The organism is Micromonospora sp. B006 (assembly GCF_003408515.1).
GTDB lineage: Bacteria > Actinomycetota > Actinomycetes > Mycobacteriales > Micromonosporaceae > Micromonospora > Micromonospora echinospora_A.
In genome coordinates this window covers 3,429,321-3,449,893 of sequence record NZ_CP030865.1, presented here as the reverse complement: position 1 = coordinate 3,449,893, position 20,573 = coordinate 3,429,321, and the positions used below count along the sequence as shown (strand labels likewise).

Here is a 20,573-nt window from a genome sequence, read left to right as displayed (position 1 = left end):
CGGGCACCCCTTGCCGTTATATGCCGGCTGCGCCCCGGTGCCAGACGCAAGACGCATACGAACATCAAGTATCGGTCCGCTGAACAGGGATGACATGGTGCACTCCCGAAGAGTCGACGACTTCCGGAGTCAGTCTTCACCGAGCGGCGGCATAGGTCGGATCCTTGATCTGGCAGGGATCGGGTTCACGACTGCCTCGGGTGACCGAGGGCTCCTACGCTGAGATTTGTGGAAGATGTCGATGACGCCCGCGAGCTCGTTGAGCAGCGGATGCGCGCCACGGGGTTCGAGGAGGACATCCTCGACAAGGTCTTGGATCTGCTGGAACGCTTCGACACCGATCGGGAGAAGCTGTTCGAGGAGATGCTCTCCAAGCTGGAGCAACCGGGCTATGACGGCCTGACCGACCGGTGGAAGACCAACTGCGAGCAGGCCGAGGCGCTGATGGAGCGCCTCGAATCGGACATCCGGTCGGTGCTGGAGGACAGCCAGGCCAACGCGATGTCCGTCGACGAACGGTGGACCGCGGTCGGCCCGCGTGACTTCCTCGCCGGGGAGCGCAAGATCTGGGCGCAGGTCGCCCGGCTCGACGTCCCCGAGGTCGCCACGCTGATGAGCAAGGTCCTGGAGGCCGACCTCGCGCTCATCAAGAAGTGCGAGGAGGACCTCAAGAACGCGCGCAGCAACGACGCGATCGTCGAGCAGCTGCTCCTCAAGAACTTCGGCTCCATCCAGGACACGGTCAAGAGCCTGCTCGTCAAATACCTCCCGACCTCGGGCGCCCGCCTGATCGTCCTCTTCATGAAGGACCCGTCGTCCAAGGAAGCCGCCAACGAGGCGATCAAGAACTTCGAGAAGCTCACCGCGGAGAACCTCATGGCGGCCAAGCAGAAGCGTGCCGCGAAGCAGACGGTGGTCGACAACATCAAGCTGCTGACCGCGGCCCGCGAACAGCTCGACGAGGACTGGATCGACAAGCTCTTCGCCCGCGGCGCCGAGGCGGCGGGGAACTGGCGCGGCATCGGCGCGTCCGGCGACTACCGGGCCACCGACTGGGACTGGATGAAGGAGAACGTCCTCGACCGAGGGCTCGACACGCGGGCCGAGGCGGCCAAGGAGCAGTCCAGCAAGCTCTACGACGAGCTCTTCCCCACGCTCGTGGAGGAGAGCACCAACGCCTTCGCCCAGCTGACCGATGATCCGGGCACCCTGGCGAAGTTCAACGAGGAGCTGGAGAAGGCCTCGGAATCCCTGGAGTCGCTGCTGGCGACCGAGGAGGAATACGTCAAGGACCTGGCCGAGGGACCCTACAAGCAGACGGGCCTCGCCGCGTTCGCACAGGTCAGAGACGCGGTCAAGGTGGGCTTCAAGCTGCTCGCGGACAAGACGGAGGAAGCCGACGACGAGGTGAAGAAGTCATGACCGACCTCTTCGTCGCGGCGGACGGCCCGGTCGGCGACGGCACCCGGGCCCGGCCGTTCCACGACCCGTGGCTCGCGCTGCGGCAGGCTGCGCCCGGCGACCGCATCCATATCGCGGCGGGCACCTATACCGGGCGTGGCGAGCGCTCCTCGTGGGTCGTCGACACCCCCGAGCTGACCCTGCTCGGCGGATACAGCCCCGACTTCGCCCGCCGTACCCCCTGGCAGACACCGACGGTCTTCGCGGCAAAGACCGGCCTGCGCGTCCCGAACGAGCCGAACATGCTCCAGGGCATCGGCGGCCACGACGGCCTCGTCCTGGACGGGCTGTTCTTCGACGGGGCCGGGCGCGACGACTACGACGAGCAGAGCGGCCTGCAGCGCGCCTCCTACGGGGACGGCCCGCTGGTGAGCCTGCGCGGCGAGCGCATCACCGTCCGCGACTGCTGCTTCGCCAACGGCAGCTCCGGCGCCGTCGAGCTCGGCGGCGACTCCGTGGTCTTCGAGAACAACATCGTCGTCAACTGCGTCGGCCTCAGCCTGCTCACCGTCCGCGACGGCGCCCCCGAGACCCCGGCCGCGGTCAGCCGCAACACCTTCGCCTTCGCCCACGACGACTCCGACCCGCCGCGCGGCTCCGGCACCGACCGGGCCGTCGGCGTACGGGTCAACGGCGCTGCCGCGATCGCCGACAACGTGTTCGTCGGCTGCGGCAACGCGGCCGTCGCCTGCCTGCGCGACGTCGGGCAGATCGCCATCGACCGCAACCTGTTCTTCGCCACACCGCGCGACATCGTGCGCAGCCGGGTGTCGGGCGCGGAGGCCGAGCTCACCGAGGAGTACGCCGCGGAGCTCGAAGACGTCGGCCTGCGCTCGGCGGCCGGCAACACCGTCGGCGACCCACAGCTGACCGGGCTCCCGGCGGCGTGGCTCGACACGTACACGGTGGACGTCGCCGTCACGTACGAGCGCCCGCCGATCGCCGCCCTCAACGCGCTGCGGAAATCGGCCGGCCTCGGCGAGCTGCCGTCCACATCAGACCGTGATGTTCAGCGGCCCGTCATGCGCCGGCTCGCCCCGGCCGAGGTGCTCGCCCTCGCGGTCGGCGCGGCGCCGGGCGCGCACCCCGCCGACCTGGCGGCGCCGGAGCCGTTCACCGAGCTCCCGGCCGGTCCGGCGTACCAGGCCGTCGACTGGGCGCGGCTCTACGAGGCCGACCCGGCGCTCGCCGGAGCCCCGGTGCAGGTGCGGGCCGGGGTCGGCTTCGACCAGAACACGCAGATCCTCCCCGAGCTCGCGGAGACGCACATCGGCGTCGCCGTCTACGAGCCCGGCACCGACAACAGCCCGTGGTGGGCGCTCGCCCCGCGCTACGGCCTCGTCCATCACCAGACTGAGGAGGCCGTACGGTATTCGCGCGGCCTCGACGTCGAGTCCACGTACCTGCTCCGCGGCACGTATCGCCTCACGCCGCCCGGCGGGCGTCAGAGCGCCACCATCGTCCTCGACTCCCTCGCGCCCGTGCTCGACGTCACGGCCCCCGAGCCGCCCCGGCCGGCCGGCCGCGACTGGTTCGTGCGGGCCGGATCCTCCGGCGGGGACGGCAGCCGCGAGGCGCCGTTCCGCGACCCGTTCCAGGCCCTCGAAAAGGCCGCCGAGGGCGACCGCATCCTCGTCGCCGCAGGTGAGTACACGGGCCGCCTGCGGTCGGGCACGTGGCGCATCCCCGTACGCAACCTGACGCTGCTGGGCGGGTGGGACGCCGAGTTCGCCGCGCGCGACCCCTGGCGACACCCCGTGCGCTTCGTGCTCACTCCGGAGACCAAGGCGAAGGGCATCTTCGGCGATCCGGTGCTCACCGGCGAGGACTCGGGGGAGGGCCTCATCCTTGACGGGTTCATGTTCGACGGGGCGACCTACAACGCGTACGCCGACAGCGGCGCCCTCGACGCGGGCCATTCCCAGTCGGCGGCGCTGCTCGACCTGCGCGGCGGCAGCGGCGGCATCACCGTGCGCAACTGCGTCTTCGCCAACGCGGCGTACTGCGCCGTGCAGCTCAGTGCGGCGTACGGGACGTTCGAGAACAACGTGGTCGTCAACACGAGCGGCACCGCCGTCCGTATCCAGGCACCCGGCGCGGGCCCCTGGACCATCCGCGGCAACACGGTCCTGTTCGCCGCCGACCCCACCGGCCGGGCCTCGACCGGGCAGTCCACGACCGGCTGCCTGCTGGACATCTCCGGCCGGGGTGTCATGCGGGTCGAGGCCAACGTGCTCGCCTTCGCCGACAGCATCGCCGTCCGCGCGACCGTGCCCGACCAGAACCTGCTGCTCGACGGGAACGTGCTCGCCGCCAACCTGTACGCCGACCTCCACGACGGCCGCCACGTGCTCGTCGACGCCGAGAACCGCGACCGGGTGTTCCGCGACGCCCCGTTCGGCGCTCAGACCGGAACCCGGTTCGAGCTGCCGGCGGTGCCGGTCGACGCCGCGTACGCCGACCAGGCCGTCGGCCGCCTCTCGGCGCTGGCCGCCGCGATGCCGAAGGACGGGCTCAACGCCGCCGCGGCGGCGCTCGGCGTCTCGATCACGGCGCCGAAGACGGAGGCACCCGTCGAGGCGGCGCCCCCGGAGCCGAAGAAGGAACCGTCAGTGGCCGACCTGCTCGCGGACCTCGGCCGGGCCCGCAAGGCGTTCGAGGCGAAGGACGCGGCCCCGCCGGCCACAGACACTCCGCTGTACTGCCCGGTCTATCCGGTCGAGGCGGCGCTGAGGCTGGCCCTCGACGCCCCGCCAGGCGAGCCCGGCGCCCACGCCCCGCCTTCATGATCGAAGAGCTTGTTACATCCTGATTCCGCAGCTCGTCTGGCTTGCTCCACCCACTCGCTCGAATCCGCGAGTAAGACGCGACGCACGTGGACCGGCAGGTCCGGATCGCGGGGTGCTGGGCATCGCATGCGCGGGGCCGGGTCGGTCGCGTCGATGCGCGTCGGCCGGCAGTGTCCGCTGCGTGCCGCGGAGCGCCGGAAGCAGATGTACGGCGAGGACACGTGCGGTAGTGGGTCTGCGGTGACCCAGTCCAGCCGTAGGTGCTGCAGCTCGGCGACGGTCATGTGGTCTTCGACCTGCTGCAGCAGCGCCGTGTCGTCGAGTTCGTCGTCGAGCAGGTCGGTCAGCGGGCGGTCGCCCTGCTGGATCTGCGTATGGATCCGGTGGCGTATCGGCTCGGGTGTGTCCCGGCGGCTGAAGACACCCACGCGTACGTTCGCGCTGGGATCCTCGGCGAGCAGGTCCCGTACTCCTGAGAGAAGCTGTGGGGTCAGGTCTGCGTGGCGTACGGCTCCGGCGCGGGTGACCGGATCGGCGAGTAGTCCGCCACGAGGTCGGGCGGCGGTACCGGATGCGGTAGCCGGGCGTAGTAGGTCGAGCAGGCAGCCGCACGAACTTCGTCGACGGAGTCGGTGAGCAGGAGTCGCCGGTCCGGTCCGGGGGCCTGCGTCCACCACCGTGCGAGGGTGGCCCGGACCGGCGGGCGGGTCAGGGTCCGTGGCGAGCCGGGCGAGCAAATCGGCCGGTACGTCGTCGCGTTCGGCGAGGTGTCCCCGTACCAGCCTGTCCGGATCGTCGATGAGTCGCTCGTACAACTCGCGGGGCGCGCCACGGGCGCCGACAACCAGGGCAGCCCGGACGGCGGGATCGGCGTGGGCAGCCAGCCGGGTGACCGCGCATACCGTTGCCGCCACGAGCCGCGGGCGGCGCTTCAGGTGGAGGTGCGTTCCCGCCACGCCCGCAAGCGGTCACGCAGCCAGTGGTAGCTGGCCTTGGGCGTACGGGATCCGGTGCCGTAGTCGACGTGGGCCAGACCGAAGCGGGGCCCGTACCCGCGGGCCCACTCGAAGTTGTCGATGAGCGACCAGTAGAAGTACCCCCGCAGATCGAGCCGGTCGTCGACGGCGGCCGCACGGGCCGCCGCCGCCAGGTGCCCGGCCACGAACGAGATCCGTTCCGGGTCCGGCTCGGGTCCGTCCCGCAGGTCGGCGCAGCCGTTCTCCGTCACGTACACGGCAGGCAGGCCCGGGTAACGGTCCGCGAGCCCGGTCAGGGTGTCGAACAGCCCTTGCGGCTCCACCGGCCAGCCCAGGTCGGTGGTGGGCAACCCGTCCGGCCGTAGCTGCCGGACTCCGATGTCGAACGCGCTGCGCAGCGCCGGGTCGGGCTGCTCGTACGGGGCGTCGGCGACGTGCACCCGGTAGTAGTAGTTGACACCGAGGAAGTCCAGCGGCGTGGAGATCACCGCCAGGTCACCGTCCCGGCGGAACGACAGATCGCTCACCCCGGCGTAGAGCCGCTCGAACCCGGGCGGGTACGCGCCGCCCAGCACCGGATCCGTGAACTGCCGGTTGAGCATGAGGTCCTGCCGATCCGCCGCCGCCCGGTCGGCCTCGGTATCGCTGGCCGGCACGGCGGGGGAGAGGTTGAGCGTGATGCCGACGCGCGACCGCGGGCCGGCGGCGGACCGGACTGCGGCGACCGCCCTGCCGTGCCCGAGCAGCAGGTGGTGGGCGGCGGCCAGGGCACCATGTCCTTCGGCGGTGCCGGGAGCGTGCCGGCCCTCCGCGTAGCCGACCATCGACGAGCAGTACGGCTCGTTCAGCGTGATCCAGTCCTGGACCCGGTCGCCGAGGACGCCCGCCACCGCGGTGGCGTACTCGGCGAACCACTCGGCGGTGTCCCGTACCCGCCAGCCACCCTCGTCCTCGAGCGCCTGGGGCAGATCCCAGTGGTACAGCGTGACGAACGGCCGGATGCCGTGCCCGCACAGGGCGTCGACGAGCCGGTCGTAGTAGTCGAGGCCTCGCCGGTTCACCGCGCCCCGCCCGGCCGGCATGACCCGTGGCCAGGCGACCGAGAAACGGTAGGCGTCCACGCCGAGGCCGGCCAGCAGGTCCACGTCCTCCCGCCAGCGGTGGTAGCTGTCACAGGCGACCGAGCCGGAGGTGCCGTCGTCGACGGCACCGGGGCGGCGGCAGAAGGTGTCCCAGATCGACGGCCCGCGGCCGTCCTCGTCGACCGCCCCCTCGATCTGGTACGCCGCGGTGGCGGCGCCCCAGCTGAAGCCGGCCGGCAGGTCCGGCAGCTCGGGCAGGTCCGGCCGGGTTGCGGCCGCGGCGGCGCCTTCGGATGTGGTGGTCATCCCTTCACCGCCCCCTGCATGATGCCGTCGACGAGATGCCGGCCGAGGAGCATGAAGACGACGAGGATCGGCAGCGTGGCGAGCAACGTGCCGGTCAGCGTCAGGGTGTAGTCGGTGGTGTAGCCGCTGGCCAGTGCGGAGAGCGCCACCTGCACGGTCGCGTTGTTCTGCAGCACGACCAGCGGCCAGAAGAAGTCGTTCCACGCCTGCATGAAGGTGAACAGCCCGAGCACCGCCGCGGCGGGGCGGGCCGCCGGCAGGACGATGTGCCAGTACAGGCCGAACGTGCTGGACCCGTCGACGCGGCCGGCCTCCAGCAGTTCGTCGGGTACGGCGCGGCCGAGGTACTGGGTCATGAAGAAGACGCCGAACGCGGTTACCAGCCCGGGCACGATCACGGCGGTGAGGCGCCCGGTCCAGCCGAGGTCGGCCATCAGGATGTACAGGGGGATGATGCCGAGCTGGTGCGGCACCATCGAGGTCGCGATGGCCACGACGAGAAGCGCCTTTCGGCCTCGGAACCGCAGTTTGGCGAAGGCGAACCCGGCCAGGGTCGAGAAGAACACCACGGAGACGGTGATCGAGCCGCTGACGATGAAGGAGTTCACCAGGGCTCGGCCGAAGTCGGTCGTGTCGAACACGCGCGCGATGTTGTCGAAGAGGTGCCCGCCGGGCACCAGGGCCGGCGGCACCTTCGTGACGGCGTCGCTGGTCTGCGAGGACACGACGATGGACCAGTAGAGCGGGAAGACCGACCCGGCCACGACCGCCAGCAGGGCGCCGTAGCTCCAGACCGAGCCCTTGCGTGGGTACCCGAAGCTCCGGCGCCGGTGGGACCGGCGTGGCGGCGGCGAGGGTGTGGTGCCGGTCTGAATGGGGTCCGCGAGGGTGGTCACGGCGTTCTCCTCAGTCCTCGTCCTTGGCGATGCGCCGGGTGAGCAGGAAGTTGATGATCGCGAAGATGGCGATGACCAGACAGAGCGTCCAGGCGACCGCCGAGGCGTAGCCGAAGCGGAACTCCCGGAACCCCTGCTCGTACATGAACAGGGCGACGGTCTGGAACTGCCGGTCGGAGCCGCCGGTGGGCGTCTGGGAGCTGGCGAACAGCAGGGGTTCGGCCATGATCTGCAGGCCGCCGATCGTCGAGATCACCGTGGTGAAGATGATCGTCGGCCGCAGCATCGGGACGGTGATCCGCCTGAACTGCTGAGCCTGCGACGCGCCGTCGAGGTCGGCGGCCTCGTACAGGTGGTGCGGAATCGCCTGCATCGAGGCGAGGTAGATGAGGGCGTTGTAGCCGGTCCACCGCCAGGCGACGATGAACGAGATGGCCAGGTGGGAGCTCCAGGTGTTGGCCTGCCAGTCGATCGGGCCGATGCCGACGAGGCCGAGCGCCCAGTTGACCATGCCGAAGTCGCGGCCGAAAAGCTGGGTGAAGACGATCGTCACCGCCACGATCGAGGTGACGTTGGGCAGCAGCACGCCCATCCGTAGCGCGGTGCGGGCCCGCAGCCGGTGGTTGAGCAGGTGGGCGATCCAGAGCGCGGCGAGCAGTTGCGGCACGGTGGACAGCACCCAGATGCTGAGTGTGTTGCCCAGGGCGTTCCAGAAGTACGCGTCCTGCAGCATCTCGCGGTAGTTCGCGAGGCCGACCCAGCGGTGCGACCCGGAGTCGAGCAGGTCCCAGTCATTGAACGAGACGTACGCCGTGTACAGCAGCGGGAACAGCCCGAACGCGCCGAACAGCAGGAAGAACGGCAGGATGTAGAGGTAGGGCGAGCCCTTGGTGTCGAGCCGGCTCAGGCCGGCCCGCCGGGCCTGGTGGAGGTAGGTGGCCATCGTCGATCCTTCGTCGCCGGGCGCCGCCGGCGGTCAGGGGCGACCGCCGGCGGCGCGGGTCGAGTTACTTGGCGAGGCGCTCGACGTCGCTGACCATCTGCTTCCAGGACTCGTCGGAGCTTTGCTTGCCCTGTTCGATGCGGACGAGGGCGTCGCGGATGGTGGTCTGCACGTCTCCGGCTCGCGGGCCCTGGTACTGGGGCTTGAGCTGCTTCGCCGCGGTGGTGAAGAGCTGCCCCACCGGTGCGTTGTTGAAGAAGGCGTCCTTGTACTGGGCAATGTCGGGCTTGTCGTACAGAGCCGGGATGGACGGCAGGTTGCCCCGCGCGGTGAACACCTTGGCCTGCTGTTCCGGGGCGGTCAGCCACGCCGCGAGCTTCTTGGCCTCCTCGATGTGCTTGCCCTGCTTAGGAACGGTGAGGTACGAGCCGCCCCAGTTGCCGCCGCCGCCCGGGACGCTCGCCACGTCCCACTTGCCGGCGGCGTGCTTCGCCTGGTCCTTGATCTTGGTCATCATCCAGGCCGGACACGCGATGGTGGCGAACTGGTCCTTCGCGAAGCCGTTGTTCCACTCCTGCGAGCTGCCGATCAGCTTGGCCGACAGGTTGCTCTGGATCGCCTTCACCGTCAGGTCCCAGGCCTTTCGGACATCGGGGCTGGTGCCCACGACGATGGCGTTGTCCTCGTTGTAGTACCCGACCGGGGCCTGGCCGATGATGGCGTTGAACAGTTGGCCTCCGCCATCGAAGAAGGCGCTGCCGGCCGGGGCCTTCGCCGCGTACCGCTTGCCGAACTCGATGTACTGGTCCCAGCCGCTGCCCCAGGCGGCCGACACCTGGTCGCGGTCGAACGGCATGCCGGCCTTCTCGAACAGGTCACGCCGATAGCAGATGGCCAGGCCGCCGACGTCGGTGCCGTACCCGACCTGCTTGCCGTCCTTGGCCAGCGACGCCGCCCACTTCCAGTCGAGGTACTCGGACTGGCGGTCCTTGCCCAGGTCGACGAAGAGGTTGCCCCGCTCGCGCATCTGCGCGATGAAGCCCGTGTCGACGCCCTCGATGTCGCCCGCGCCGGAGCCGGTGGCCAGGTGGGTGATCAGGTCGCGATGATGGTCGTTGTAGGCGGACGTGCGCTCCTGGATCGTGATGTTCGGGTGCGACTTCTGGTACTCGGCGTACAGGTCCTGGTACCCGAAGTTGCCGAACAGGTTGACGTTCAGGGTGATCTTTTCGTTGCCGCCGCCGGAGCCTCCCTCGGTGCCGGTGCCACACGCGGTCAGCAGTACTCCGGCGGCCAGGGTGGCCGCCGCCAGTCGCAACAGTCGGTTTGGGTGCATGCCAGGGAACCCTTTCGTGCGATGTAACCGGTTACCTGAAACCGGTTACATTGTCGGCGAAGCGATGGTGGTGGGGGTGGGTGGAGTTGGATGAAGATCGGATGTCGGCCGAGTTGCGGGTGACCGCCGGCGAGCGCCTTTCCTGGGAAGTGTGAACGGGTTCGGCTAGGGGGTGTCAAGTTACAAAAAGGTAACGGTCGATGCGGGTTGACCGGCGGACATCGCTGGCGCTACGGTCGTGAAACCGGTTACAGAGAAGGCACCACATTGACCACTATCAGGGAGTTGGCGCGCCGCTCCGGCGTGTCCGTCGCCACCGTGTCCCGCGTCTTCAACACCCCCGAGGTCGTCAGCCAGCACACCCGCCAGCGCATCCTCGACCTGGCCGCCGAGATCGGCTACCTGCCGAACGGGTCCGCCCGGACGCTCGCCACGAAGAAATCCAACATGGTGGGCCTGGTATGGGACACCGACCATCGCCGCCCTGGATGGCGCCACCCATTCCTGCAGGAGATCCTCGTCGCGCTCAAGACGGCGCTCAGCGCGCACGGGCTGAACCTGCTCATGCTCGCCGGCCACGACGCGGCGGGGCCCGACGACGGGCAGCGATACGTGCGCGCCGTCCGCCAGCACAACCTCGACGGCGCGGTCATCATCGACAACGGCACCCGGGACCCGGCCGTGCTCGCCCTCGTCGAAGCCCAGGTGCCGTGCGTCGCTCTCGACCTGCGGGTCGACGGCCCGACCTCGACCTACATCACCTCGGACAATGCCGGCGGCGCGGCGCTCGCCGTGCGCCACCTCGTCGAACGCGGCCACCGGCGCATCGCCACCATCACCGGCCCGCTGCGAACCTGGCCGGGAGCCGAACGGCTCGTCGGCTTCCGGGCCGCGCTGGCCGGGGCCGGCCTGCCGCTCGCCGACGGCCACGTCGTCGAGGGAGACTTCTATCTCGACGGCGGTCACGCCGCGATGGACCGGCTGCTCGCCCTCGACGACCGCCCTACCGCAGTGTTCGTCGCCGGTGACGAGATGGCTGTCGGCGCGATGCGGGCGGCCCAGGCGGCCGGCCTACGGATCCCCGACGACATTGCGATTGTCGGCTTCGACGACATCGAGGTGGCCGCGCTGATCCCGCCCGGGCTCAGCACCGTCGCCCAGAACAAGCCCGGCTTCGGCACGGCCGCCGCCGAGGCGCTGGTCGCCATGCTGCACGGCGGCGACGACCCGCCCGAGCCGACCGTGTTGCCGACGACGCTCGTCGTCCGCGGCACCACCTGACCCGAACCGCGCGACGTCGGCGCCGTCCCGCTCTGGATCGTGCTGCTGCTCGCGGTCGCTGTTGCCGGAGCCGCTGTCACCGACCCCGCAACCGGGCCTGCCTCGAGCGTCACACCCGTGCCTGGGCGATGTCGCGGCCGGCGGTGGCTCGAATGATCCGGTGCCAGGCCCATGCGGCGCGCAGGATGAAGGCCAGAGGAGCGGGTCCCACAGTTCGAAGTCTTGATGGCGGCCATCGGGCGATGGAGCGACGGGGTCTCGTCGCCCGCCCGAAGTGGTCACCGAGGCCGGACAGAACGGAAGGCTTTGACCTGCGGTGATGTGGGCGATGAATCCGGTGCGACCTCCCAGAGAACTCCGAAGTGGCCACGCGCATCGCTCCCCGCTTGACTGGTGTCGGCTGTTGTCTCGAAGCTCGCTGACGTCAGCCAACAGGGCTTCGTCGCGTCACCGCATGGCACCGGATGCCATCGCGGTGACGTCGGCATGCATCCCGGGGGCTGAGACTCGAATCCCACCCGAAGCCTGCTGACCAGGGCATCGTGCTCGGTGACCTCTTCGGCGAGCCCGAAGAGGTCACACCGCAGCTAGGCTTGTGCGAGCCTCAGCGTTGCGCTGAGCGTCATCGGCAGTGGGGCAATGGGCCGTGTCGCCCCTCGGACACAAACGATAACCCCACGGTGCACGCTGAGATCCACTTCAGCGTGCACCGTTTGCGTTTCCGGCTGGTAGTTCAGTCGGAGTCCGAGTTGCCGGTAGACCTCGGCTGGGTCGGCGTCGCGGAGCACGGTGGTGATGTCGCCGAGCGCGGTCACCAGGGCGTTGATCTCTGCTCGGCTCATCCGGCGAGGGGTGGTGCGCGCGATGGTGTGTAGTTCGGCTTCCGCGCGGGTGCGTTCGGCTTGGGTCTGGGCGATCCAGGCGGTGACCACTGCTGGGTCGGCGCCGGCCGACCGGTCCCAGGCAAACCATCTCAGATGTCAGCTACCGGGTGCACCAGCCCTTTGCGGATGGTGCGCAGCCCGCCGAGTAACGCCTGGCGGCACGGAGCTGCCCGGTCGCGCCGCGCAGCTCGTACCCGCACGCGGGCGGCAGCGCGCCGAAGCCGTCGCCCTCCTAACCGGCGTGTCGTGGCTGACAGGATCAACGTCCTGTCCACCGGAGCACAGCAGCGCCGGGCCTTCTCGGGATGTCACACGACGGATGGAGACCCTGGTGATGCCCCCGGGTGGCATATGCTGCGCCAGCGTGACGGGGAGGGTGAATTGCGACGGTGGGTGGTGCGGGTGGCGGTGGCCGCCCTGGCCGGGGCGGTGGTGGCGATGGTGGGGTGCGGGGCACCTGCCGGGCTGGACGGCGACCTGACCGACGACTGGCCGCTCGCCGCGGCGGCCGTGCAGTTCACCCCGAAGGTGGGCGACTGCCACGTGATTGCCGAACCGTCGAGCTACCTGACCAGCTACCAGCCGGTCGACTGCTCGCGGCAGCACCTGCTGGAGACCTTTCACCTGGGCACGTTCACCGGCGCGGTAGCCGAGCGGGAAACCCCGCCGCTGGTGGGTTCGGCGGTGCTGCGACCGGCGTTCGCCGAATGCGACGCGAAGGCGACCGCGTTCGTCGGTGGCGACTGGCGGGGCGCTCGCCTGACGGTGCAGGTCGCGCCCCCGTCCCCAGGCGGGTGGCAGGGTGGCAGTCGCTGGTTCCGGTGCGACATCTTCGAGCTGGACACGGCCGATGGCGGCTCCGAGCAACGGCATCCGGACGACCACCCGGTGCAGCACACCGGCAGCCTGCGGGATGCGCTGAAGGGCCCGTCACCGCTGGCCTTCGGGTGCCTGAACGAGGACCGGTACGGCGCTTTCGAGCAGACCGACTGCGCTCGGCCGCACACGTTCGAGTACGTCGGCTCGTGGACGGCGCCTGGCACCTCGTACGCGGATGCGGGCCGCGACGAGGACGGCGTGCACGCGAAGTGCCGGATCCTCGTGGCCCGGTACGCGAAGGTCCCGGTCGACGGCGTGCTGCGCTACCGGACGGGCACCTCGTACCTGGTGCCGTCCGCGGAGGCGTGGGCGCGCGGTGACCGGGGGATCCGCTGCTTCTACTGGTCGGGGGGTACGAAGGTGACCCGTTCGATCAAGGGCGGTGGCACAAAGGCGCTACCGGTCCGCTGAACGCGGCGCACCGACGGAGGCAGAGGCGGGCGGGAGAACCGGGTGAGCCAGGCCGGTGCGCCCGCCCACCGTCGACCGGTGCTCATGGCGCCCACACCAGCGCCGGCCTGCGCGAGGTGGACGTGCTCGCCCGCCTAGTACTCCAGCCGTACCTGATGGAGTCGGAGTCTTCGCTGGTAGTGGGTTGCGACCTGAGCGGCGACGACACCGCCGTCCTCCCGGCCTCGGCGAACCGGCAGCCGGCCGAGCCGTACGCGCTGGTCTTCGCCGATGGGGAGCTGGTGTCGCTGCGCGTCGTCGCGGTCGTCACCGACGACTCGATCCCCGGCGACCTGCTACTGCCCCGATCCGTGGTGCGGGCGCACGACCTCTCGGCGCTCACCTCCGCGGTGTACGTGCAGGACCGGATCGACCCTCCGATCGGAGCCGGATCGTCGACGTGTCCCAGTGGGCGGCCGAGGCGGGCCGCGCCGAGGATCGCCTCGTCTGGCTCTCCACGCTGCTGCTGGTCGGTGTCTCGGCCGGCTACGGAGCCGTCGCGGTGGCGAACATGTTGCTGACGGCCGCCGCCGGCCGGACGGCAGACCTGCGGCTGATCCGGTTGGCCGGTGCGACCCGGAAACAGGTCGTCTGGCTGGTCACGGCCGAGTCCGCCCTGGTGGTGCTGCTCGGCGGTGTTGTCGCGTTCGTCGGCCTGCTGAGCATCCGTGCCGGCCTCGCCCGAGCAGGCCGGCGTACCGGTCGATCTGGTGGCGCCGCGGTCCGTGGCCGACGGGGTGGTGGGGCTCTGCCTGTCCCTGGCGGTGCTGACGAGCGCGTTGCCGACCTGGCGGTCACTGCGCCATCGTCCCGCGCGGTCTCCCGTCGGCGTCGCCGGGTGAACCGGTGCCGACGAATGTCCGTCGGGGCAGGCCGAGCCGGTCGACCGCCGCGACGACCAGCTCCTCCGGTGCCGCGGCCACGTCCAGCACCACCCCGGGTTCGTCGGGCGTCAGATCCTCAAGGGTGGCCCGCTGGGAGTCGAGCAGACTGGCTGGCATGTAGTGCCCGACCCGCCCGGTCATCCGGGCCCGGATCAGCTCGGCCGGGCCGGCCAGGTGCACGAACTCCACGCTGGGCGGCCCCTGGCGCAGCACGTCCCGGTAGGAGCGCTTCAACGCCGAGCAGGCCAGCACCGTGGACACGCCCTCGGCGTGCCGGCCGGCCATCCAGGCCGCGAGGTCGCGCAGCCAGGGCCAGCGTGCCGCGTCGTCCAGCGGGATGCCGGCGCGCATCCGGGCCACGTTGGCCGGCGGGTGGAACTCGTCCGCCTCGGCGAAGACCAGTTCGGTCAACTCGCAGATCCCCCGCGCCACCGTTGTCTTGCCCGCCCCCGACACGCCCATCACCACCACGTGCCGGGTGGGCGGACGACGGTCACCAGTCATGGACCGTGCCGTCTTTGAGCCGGTTGAACGGCAGGTACGCCGGCTGGTACGGGAACCGGCCCGCGGCCTCCTCGTCGAGCTCCACGCCGAGTCCGGGCTGCTGTCCCGGGTGCAGGTACCCGTCGGCGAAGGTGAACGACTGTCGGAACACCTCGTCGGTGAGCGCCCCGTGCCGCATGTACTCCTGGATGCCGAAGTTGTGGATGGCCAGGTCGAGGTGGAGCGCGGCGGCCATGCCGACCGGGGAGATGTCGGTCGGCCCGTGGATGCCGGACTTGATCTGGTACTGGGCGGCGTAGTCGAGCAGCTTCCGCATGGCGGTGATGCCGCCGGTGTGCGTGACGGCGGAGCGCACGTAGTCGATGAGCTGCTCGCGGATCAGCGTCTGGTAGTCCCAGACGGTGTTGAAGACTTCGCCGATGGCCAACGGGGTGGTGGTGTGCTGCCGGACCAGCCGCAGCGCCTCCTGGTTCTCCGCCGGGGTGCAGTCCTCCAGCCAGAACAGGTCGTACGGCTCGAGCGCCTTGCCCAGCTTGGCGGCCTGGATGGGGGTCATCCGGTGGTGCCCGTCGTGCAGCAGGGGCAGCTCGGGGCCGAACTCGTTGCGAACGGCCTCGAAGACCCCCGGCAGGTGCCGCATGTACGAGCGTGTGTCCCAGTCCTCCTCGGCGGGCAGCGGCGTGCGCTGGGCCGGCTCGTAGTCGTAGCGCTTGCCGTCGACGCTGGGCTGGGCGGCCACGCCGTAGACGGCGTTGATGCCGGGCACCGAGGTCTGCACCCGGATGGCGCGGAAGCCCTGCTCCAGGTGGTGGCGGATGGAGTCGAACAGCTCGGGCAGGTCCCGCCCGGAGGCGTGCCCGTAGGCCAGGATCCCGGTCCGGGAGGCGCCGCCCAGGAGCTGGTAGAGCGGCATTCCGGCGGCCTTGGCCTTGATGTCCCAGAGGGCGACGTCCACGGCCGCGATGGCGGCCATGGTGACCGGCCCCCGCCGCCAGTAGGCCGAGCGGTAGAGGAACTGCCAGGTGTCCTCGATCTGATGCGGGTCGCGCCCGATCAGCAGCGGGACGACGTGGTCGGCCAGGTACGACGCGACGGCCAGTTCGCGCCCGTTGAGGGTGCCGTCGCCCAGTCCGGTGAGTCCCTCGTCAGTTGTGATCTTGAGGGTGACGAAGTTCCGGTCGGGGCTGGAGACGATGACGTCCGCGGCGACGATCTTCATGCCGATGCCTTTCTCAGGGGTGATGTCAGCGCAGCGTGCTGCCGGGCTGCACGTCGTTCAGGAGGGACAGTTCGTCGCGGCGTGGCAGGGTCTCCCAGTCGCCGTGGCCGCCGACGACGAAGGCGCCCAGGGTGACCGCGCGGCGCAGCCGCCCGGCCAGGTCGAGACCGTCGAGGTGGCCGGAGAGGTAGCCGGCGGTGAAGGCGTCCCCCGCGCCGACGGTGTCCACCGCCGTCACGGGCACCGCCGCCGCCTGCCGCACGCCCTCCCGGGTGTACGCGCGGGCGCCGTCGCCGCCGAGCTTCACCAGCACCGTCGACACGCCCCGGTCCAGCAGCTCGGCGACCACGGTCGACTCGTCCGCGCCCGCCGTGCCGACCAGGTCCAGCTCGTCGGTGGAGGCGACCACGACCGAGGCGTGGCCGACGATGTCGGCGAGCGCGGCCCGCGCCGCGTCCCGGCTCCACAATTTCGTCCGGTGGTTGACGTCGAGGCAGACCAGCGTCCCGGCCCGGGCGGCGGTCACGGCCGCCCACCGGGTGGCCTCCCGGGCACCGTCGGACAGCGCCGCGGTGATCCCGGTCAGGTGCAGCACCCGGGCGCCGGCGGCCAGGGCAGGCCGCAGGTCCTCGACGGACACCGCCGAGCCGGCCGAGCCGGCCCGCTGGTAGATCACCCGGGTCAGGTCGGCGGTCCGCCGTTCCAGGAACATCAGCCCGGCCGGGCGGTCCGGATCGCGGACCACGTGCTCGAGGCTTACCCCCTCGGCGCGCAGTTGCCGGAGCAGGAACTCGCCGAGTTCGTCGTCGCTGACCCGGCCGGCGAAGGCCGCGCGGTGGCCGAGCCGGGCCACCCCGACGGCCACGTTGGCCTCCGCCCCGGCCAGGTGCGGGGTGAGCGCGCCACCGGTGACGATGGGCCCGGCCGTGCGCAGCGACACCAGGGCCTCGCCGAAGGTGAGCAGGTCGACGGCGGTCATGACGCGGTGGCCGGGTAGCCGCCGGCGCGCGGGTTCGCGGCGGACGGGCAGGTGTCGCGCGGGTGCGCGACGGGCAGGCCGGCGGGGCTCATGCGACGGCGGAGAGGTAGGCGCGGGCGCGCTGGCGCAGGGCGTCGAGGTCGCCGCCGGAGGCGGCGTCACCGACCAGCGGGCCGCCGACGCCGACCGCGATCGCGCCGGCGGCGAAGTAGCCGGGCAGGTCGGCCAGGCCGACGCCGCCGACCGCTACGAAGGGGATGTCCGGGAACGGGTCGCGGACCGCCTTCAGGTACGCGGGGCCGCCCACCGACACCGGGAACAGCTTGATCGCCGACGCGCCCAGCCGCATCGCGGTGTACGCCTCGGTCGGGGTGAACGCCCCGGCGGCGACGGGCAGGCCGAGCCGCGCCGCCTCGGCGATCGACTCGACCACCGCGGGCGTCACCACGAACTGCGCGCCGGCCGCCGCCACCTCGGCGACGTCCGCGGCGGTGAGCACCGTCCCGGCACCGACCAGGGAGCCGGCCGGCGCGACCGCGCGCAGCGCCTCGACGGCTCGCGCCGCGTCCGGCGTGGTGAGGGCCACCTCCACGACTCGTACGCCCTCCTCCAGCAGGGCGGTGCCGGCGGCGATCGCGCCCGCGGTGTCGGTCCCCCGGATGACCGCGAGAATCCGGGCGGCGGCGAGTTCGGCGACGAGATTGACAGTCATGTTGTTCACCATTCCGCGTAGGAGCCGTCGGCGTGCCGCCAGGTGGGGCTGCGCCAGGAGTGGCCGCGCTTGTCCGCCGCCCGCACCGCCTGTTCGTCGATCTCGATGCCGAGCCCCGGCGCGGTGAGCCGCTCGACGTACCCGTCGACGAAGGTCAGCGGGGTCTTGTCGAGGCAGTAGTCGAGCACCTCGGCGCCGAGGTTGTAGTGGATGCCGATGCTCTGTTCCTGGATCAGGTAGTTAGGCGTGGCGAAGCCGACCTGCAGGCAGGACGCCAGGGCGATCGGGCCGAGCGGGCAGTGCGGGGCGAGTTGGACGTCGTACACCTCGGCCAGCGCGGCGATCTTGCGGACCTCGGTGATGCCGCCGGCGTGCGACAGGTCCGGCTGGGCGACAGCGATGCCGGCCTGCAGCACCGGCAGGAACTCCTGCCGGTTGTAGAGCCGTTCCCCGGTGGACACCGGAGTGGTCGTGGCGCGTACGAACTCGCCGATCAGGTGCGAGTTCTCCGGCACCACCGGCTCCTCCAGGAAGAACGGCCGGTACGGCTCGAGTAGCGGGGCGACCCGCCGGGCGGTGGCCAGGCTGAACCGGCCGTGGAAGTCGACGGCGACGTCCCGCTCGTCGCCGAGCACCTCCCGGGCGGCGGCCACCCGCTGGACCACGCCGTCGAGCTCGGCGACCGAGGCGACCGGGCTCATCCGCCCGGACGCGTTCATCTTCACGGCGGTCAACCCCGTCTCGACGGCGGCGCTGATCTGGTCGCGTACCTCGGCGGGCTCGTCGCCGCCGACCCAGCCGTAGACCCGGATCCGGTCGCGGACCGGGCCACCGAGCAGCTGGTGCACCGGGGCGCCGAAGTGCTTGCCGGCGATGTCCCACAGTGCCTGGTCGAGCCCGGCGACGGCGCTGGCCAGGATCGGCCCGCCCCGGTAGAACGAGGCCTTCGTCAACACCTGCCAGTGGTCCTCGATCCGCAGCGCGTCCCGGCCGACCAGCAGCTCGCTGAGCTGTCCGACGGCGGTGCGGACGGTCTCGGAGCGGCCCTCGCAGGTCGCCTCGCCCCAGCCGACGATCCCGTCGACGGTCTCGACCCGGACGAACAGCCACCGCGGCGCGACGAGGAACGTCTCCACCCGTGCGATCGTTGTCATGGCGTCCTCAGCCCTTCGTGGCGCCGGCGGTGAGCCCGGAGACGATGTACTTCTGCACGAACAGGGCGATCACCATGATCGGCAGAGTGACCACGGTGGCCGCGGCCATCAGGCCGCCCCAGTCGATGCTGGCGTAGCCGACGAAGTCGAAGATCGCCACGGGCAGGGTCTTCGTGTCCGCGCCGGAGAGCACCAGGGCGAACATGAAGTTGTTCCAGGAGAAGATGAAGGACAGGATGCCGGCGGTCGCCACGCCGGGCACGGACAGCGGCAGGGTGATCCGCCGGAACGCGCCGATGTGGGTCAGCCCGTCGACCAGCGCCGCCTCTTCCAGGTCCTCCGGCAGGCTGTCGAAGAAGCCCATCATGATGTAGACGATCAACGGCAGCGACACGAACATGTGGCTGAGGATCAGCACGGTGTACCCGCCGACCATCTGCAGGTTCGAGAAGACGTAGTACCAGGGCACCAGGAGCGACACACCCGGGATGATCCGGGCCATGAGCACCACGAGCGCTGACTTCTTCATGCTGAACCGGCTCATCGAGTAGGCGGCCGGCACGCCGAGGATGAGCGAGAAGAGCGTGGCGGCGAACGCCACCCAGAGGCTGTTGCCGATGAACTGGACGTAGTTGGCCTGCTGGAGCACGTTGCCGTAGTTGTCCAGGGTGGGCGAGAAGACAAAGGCCTTGCCGGTGTCGTAGATGTCGACGTTTGTCTTGAACGACGCGGCGATCATCCACAGCAGCGGCGCGATCAGCGCCAGCACCACGACGGCCAGGGCCACCGCCCGGAAGACCTTGAACGGCTTGCCCGGCTTCATCGGTCCAGCCCCTTCTTGCGGTAGGTCAGGGCCCACATCACCCCGATGATGATCAGGAAGAAGATGATCAGGACCGTCGATGAGACGCCGTAGTCGTTGTAGTCGAAGCTCAGCCCGTACGCGTAGACGTTGAGCGTCTCTACCTCGTGGAACGACCCGCCGCCGCGACCCTTCGTGGCGTAGAGGATGTCGAAGGTCTTCAGCGCATCGATGCCGCGCAGCAGGATCGCGACGATCACCGTGGGCATCAACAGCGGCAGCGTGACGTGCCGGAACCGCTGCCAGGTGCTGGCGCCGTCGATGAGGGCGGCCTCCTGCGGCTCGTCCGACAGCGACGTGAGGCCGGCGAGCAGGATCAGCACTACCATCGGGGTCCACTGCCAGATGTCGATGAACATCGTCGTCGGCAGGGCGCTGTTCTGGCCGGACAGCCAGGGCTGCGGGCCGATCCCGACCCAGCTGAGCACCTGGTTGGCCATGCCGATGGTGGGGTCGAAGATCAGCCGCCACATCATGCCGACCGCCACCGGGGTGGCGACCAGCGGAAGCAGGATGGCGACCCGGACCCAGCGCTCACCGCGGAACGGCCGCCACAGCAGCAGGGCGATCGCCATGCCGAGCGCCACCTCGACGGCGAGCACGACGCCGGTGAACAGGACGGTGCGCCACACCGCCGGCCAGAACCGGTCGGTGTCGGCGAGCACGTCGAGGTAGTTCTGGAACCCGATGAACTCGCTCTCGGCGCGGACCGAACCCTCGGCGTCGGTGAGGCTGAGGTATCCGGTCCACGCCACCGGAAAGATGATCAGCACGGCGACGAACGCCATGGCGGGGGCCGCGAAGAGCCATTTGCGGTGCGCGTTGGCCCAGCGCGACCAGCCCGACTCCGCCGGGGCCGGGCCGGCCTGCGACGGTCTGGTGACTGGTGTGGTGACGGCTGACATGAGGTCTCCGAGTGGTCAGGGCCGGGACCCGGTGCGGGGACGGCGGGGCCGGTCGGCCCCGCCGTCCCGC

At 70.6% G+C, this 20,573-nt stretch carries 18 protein-coding genes; 6 read left to right on the top strand and 12 right to left on the bottom strand.

Annotated elements, in window-relative coordinates; translation table 11 throughout:
• Window positions 1-228 precede the first annotated feature (228 nt).
• From MicB006_RS15390 to MicB006_RS31820, 3 genes are all read left to right on the top strand, one after another.
• A complete protein-coding gene (locus MicB006_RS15390; protein ID WP_152037841.1) occupies window positions 229-1,422 on the top strand; it encodes a hypothetical protein in 1,194 nt (397 codons plus the stop codon).
• The gene (locus tag MicB006_RS31825; RefSeq protein WP_161565929.1) at window positions 1,419-4,250 is read left to right on the top strand and encodes a right-handed parallel beta-helix repeat-containing protein; all 2,832 of its coding nucleotides are present in this window, start codon (window positions 1,419-1,421) and stop codon (window positions 4,248-4,250) included. The genes MicB006_RS15390 and MicB006_RS31825 overlap by 4 nt, the downstream gene beginning before the upstream one ends.
• Window positions 4,251-4,510: 260 nt before the next feature.
• On the top strand, window positions 4,511-4,726 hold the full coding sequence (locus tag MicB006_RS31820) for a hypothetical protein (protein ID WP_161565928.1): 216 nt from the start codon (window positions 4,511-4,513) through the stop codon (window positions 4,724-4,726).
• Between the two features lie 455 nt (window positions 4,727-5,181).
• Here the strand turns inward: MicB006_RS31820 and MicB006_RS15375 are convergent, their stop codons facing one another.
• From MicB006_RS15375 to MicB006_RS15360, 4 genes are all read right to left on the bottom strand, one after another.
• Window positions 5,182-6,615 carry a GH1 family beta-glucosidase gene (locus MicB006_RS15375; RefSeq protein WP_116506990.1) on the bottom strand — a complete coding sequence of 478 codons (1,434 nt, stop codon included), beginning with the start codon at window positions 6,613-6,615 and terminating at the stop codon, window positions 5,182-5,184.
• Complete coding sequence (locus MicB006_RS15370) at window positions 6,612-7,511, bottom strand: carbohydrate ABC transporter permease (RefSeq protein WP_091427581.1); 900 nt, start codon at window positions 7,509-7,511, stop codon at window positions 6,612-6,614. The genes MicB006_RS15375 and MicB006_RS15370 overlap by 4 nt, the downstream gene beginning before the upstream one ends.
• Before the next feature lie 10 nt (window positions 7,512-7,521).
• Window positions 7,522-8,454 carry a carbohydrate ABC transporter permease gene (locus MicB006_RS15365; RefSeq protein WP_030500465.1) on the bottom strand — a complete coding sequence of 311 codons (933 nt, stop codon included), beginning with the start codon at window positions 8,452-8,454 and terminating at the stop codon, window positions 7,522-7,524.
• Window positions 8,455-8,518: 64 nt separating this feature from the next.
• Entirely contained in the window at window positions 8,519-9,790 is a 1,272-nt protein-coding gene (locus MicB006_RS15360) for an ABC transporter substrate-binding protein (RefSeq protein WP_116506988.1), read from the bottom strand.
• Window positions 9,791-10,057: 267 nt separating this feature from the next.
• Between MicB006_RS15360 and MicB006_RS15355 the strand changes: the two genes are divergently transcribed.
• Complete coding sequence (locus MicB006_RS15355; protein ID WP_116506986.1) at window positions 10,058-11,071, top strand: LacI family DNA-binding transcriptional regulator; 1,014 nt, start codon at window positions 10,058-10,060, stop codon at window positions 11,069-11,071.
• A gap of 587 nt (window positions 11,072-11,658) precedes the next feature.
• Here MicB006_RS15355 and MicB006_RS15350 read toward each other — a convergent pair.
• A complete protein-coding gene (locus tag MicB006_RS15350) occupies window positions 11,659-12,003 on the bottom strand; it encodes a hypothetical protein (RefSeq protein ID WP_116506985.1) in 345 nt (114 codons plus the stop codon).
• Window positions 12,004-12,336: 333 nt separating this feature from the next.
• Here MicB006_RS15350 and MicB006_RS15345 point away from each other — a divergent pair, with 333 nt between their 5' ends.
• Entirely contained in the window at window positions 12,337-13,245 is a 909-nt protein-coding gene (locus tag MicB006_RS15345; protein WP_083297101.1) for a septum formation family protein, read from the top strand.
• A gap of 122 nt (window positions 13,246-13,367) precedes the next feature.
• Complete coding sequence (locus MicB006_RS32335) at window positions 13,368-13,805, top strand: hypothetical protein (RefSeq protein ID WP_225980771.1); 438 nt, start codon at window positions 13,368-13,370, stop codon at window positions 13,803-13,805.
• Between the two features lie 273 nt (window positions 13,806-14,078).
• On the opposite strand, the gene MicB006_RS15335 is transcribed toward MicB006_RS32335, so the two are convergent.
• The 7 genes from MicB006_RS15335 to MicB006_RS15305 all read right to left on the bottom strand — a co-directional run bounded on the left by MicB006_RS15335 (window position 14,079) and on the right by MicB006_RS15305 (window position 20,503).
• Window positions 14,079-14,672, bottom strand: a complete 594-nt coding sequence (locus MicB006_RS15335; RefSeq protein ID WP_116506983.1) for a gluconokinase — start codon at window positions 14,670-14,672, stop codon at window positions 14,079-14,081.
• Window positions 14,662-15,891: a D-mannonate dehydratase ManD gene (manD, locus tag MicB006_RS15330; RefSeq protein WP_116506981.1), complete on the bottom strand. Its 1,230-nt coding sequence runs from the start codon at window positions 15,889-15,891 to the stop codon at window positions 14,662-14,664. Before manD ends, MicB006_RS15335 begins: the two co-directional genes overlap by 11 nt.
• 25 nt (window positions 15,892-15,916) lie before the next feature.
• Window positions 15,917-16,870 carry a sugar kinase gene (locus MicB006_RS15325; protein ID WP_116506979.1) on the bottom strand — a complete coding sequence of 318 codons (954 nt, stop codon included), beginning with the start codon at window positions 16,868-16,870 and terminating at the stop codon, window positions 15,917-15,919.
• An 88-nt stretch (window positions 16,871-16,958) separates the two neighbouring features.
• The gene (locus tag MicB006_RS15320; protein ID WP_225980770.1) at window positions 16,959-17,582 is read right to left on the bottom strand and encodes a bifunctional 4-hydroxy-2-oxoglutarate aldolase/2-dehydro-3-deoxy-phosphogluconate aldolase; all 624 of its coding nucleotides are present in this window, start codon (window positions 17,580-17,582) and stop codon (window positions 16,959-16,961) included.
• 5 nt (window positions 17,583-17,587) lie between these two features.
• Complete coding sequence (gene dgoD / locus MicB006_RS15315) at window positions 17,588-18,736, bottom strand: galactonate dehydratase (RefSeq protein ID WP_116506975.1); 1,149 nt, start codon at window positions 18,734-18,736, stop codon at window positions 17,588-17,590.
• 7 nt (window positions 18,737-18,743) lie between these two features.
• Window positions 18,744-19,559 carry a carbohydrate ABC transporter permease gene (locus MicB006_RS15310; protein ID WP_116506973.1) on the bottom strand — a complete coding sequence of 272 codons (816 nt, stop codon included), beginning with the start codon at window positions 19,557-19,559 and terminating at the stop codon, window positions 18,744-18,746.
• Entirely contained in the window at window positions 19,556-20,503 is a 948-nt protein-coding gene (locus tag MicB006_RS15305; RefSeq protein WP_073831681.1) for a carbohydrate ABC transporter permease, read from the bottom strand. The genes MicB006_RS15310 and MicB006_RS15305 overlap by 4 nt, the downstream gene beginning before the upstream one ends.
• Window positions 20,504-20,573: the final 70 nt, after the last annotated feature.

Bases quoted from the DNA above. Each gene is read 5' to 3' on its own strand.
- manD (WP_116506981.1), bottom strand. From the start codon at position 15,891: ATGAAGATCGTCGCCGCGGACGTCATCGTCTCCAGCCCCGACCGGAAC.
- MicB006_RS15305 (WP_073831681.1), bottom strand. From the start codon at position 20,503: ATGTCAGCCGTCACCACACCAGTCACCAGACCGTCGCAGGCCGGCCCG.
- MicB006_RS15325 (WP_116506979.1), bottom strand. From the start codon at position 16,870: ATGACCGCCGTCGACCTGCTCACCTTCGGCGAGGCCCTGGTGTCGCTG.
- MicB006_RS15335 (WP_116506983.1), bottom strand. From the start codon at position 14,672: ATGACTGGTGACCGTCGTCCGCCCACCCGGCACGTGGTGGTGATGGGC.
- MicB006_RS15375 (WP_116506990.1), bottom strand. From the start codon at position 6,615: ATGACCACCACATCCGAAGGCGCCGCCGCGGCCGCAACCCGGCCGGAC.
- MicB006_RS15310 (WP_116506973.1), bottom strand. From the start codon at position 19,559: ATGAAGCCGGGCAAGCCGTTCAAGGTCTTCCGGGCGGTGGCCCTGGCC.
- MicB006_RS15320 (WP_225980770.1), bottom strand. From the start codon at position 17,582: ATGACTGTCAATCTCGTCGCCGAACTCGCCGCCGCCCGGATTCTCGCG.
- MicB006_RS15365 (WP_030500465.1), bottom strand. From the start codon at position 8,454: ATGGCCACCTACCTCCACCAGGCCCGGCGGGCCGGCCTGAGCCGGCTC.
- dgoD (WP_116506975.1), bottom strand. From the start codon at position 18,736: ATGACAACGATCGCACGGGTGGAGACGTTCCTCGTCGCGCCGCGGTGG.
- MicB006_RS15360 (WP_116506988.1), bottom strand. From the start codon at position 9,790: ATGCACCCAAACCGACTGTTGCGACTGGCGGCGGCCACCCTGGCCGCC.
- MicB006_RS31825 (WP_161565929.1), top strand. From the start codon at position 1,419: ATGACCGACCTCTTCGTCGCGGCGGACGGCCCGGTCGGCGACGGCACC.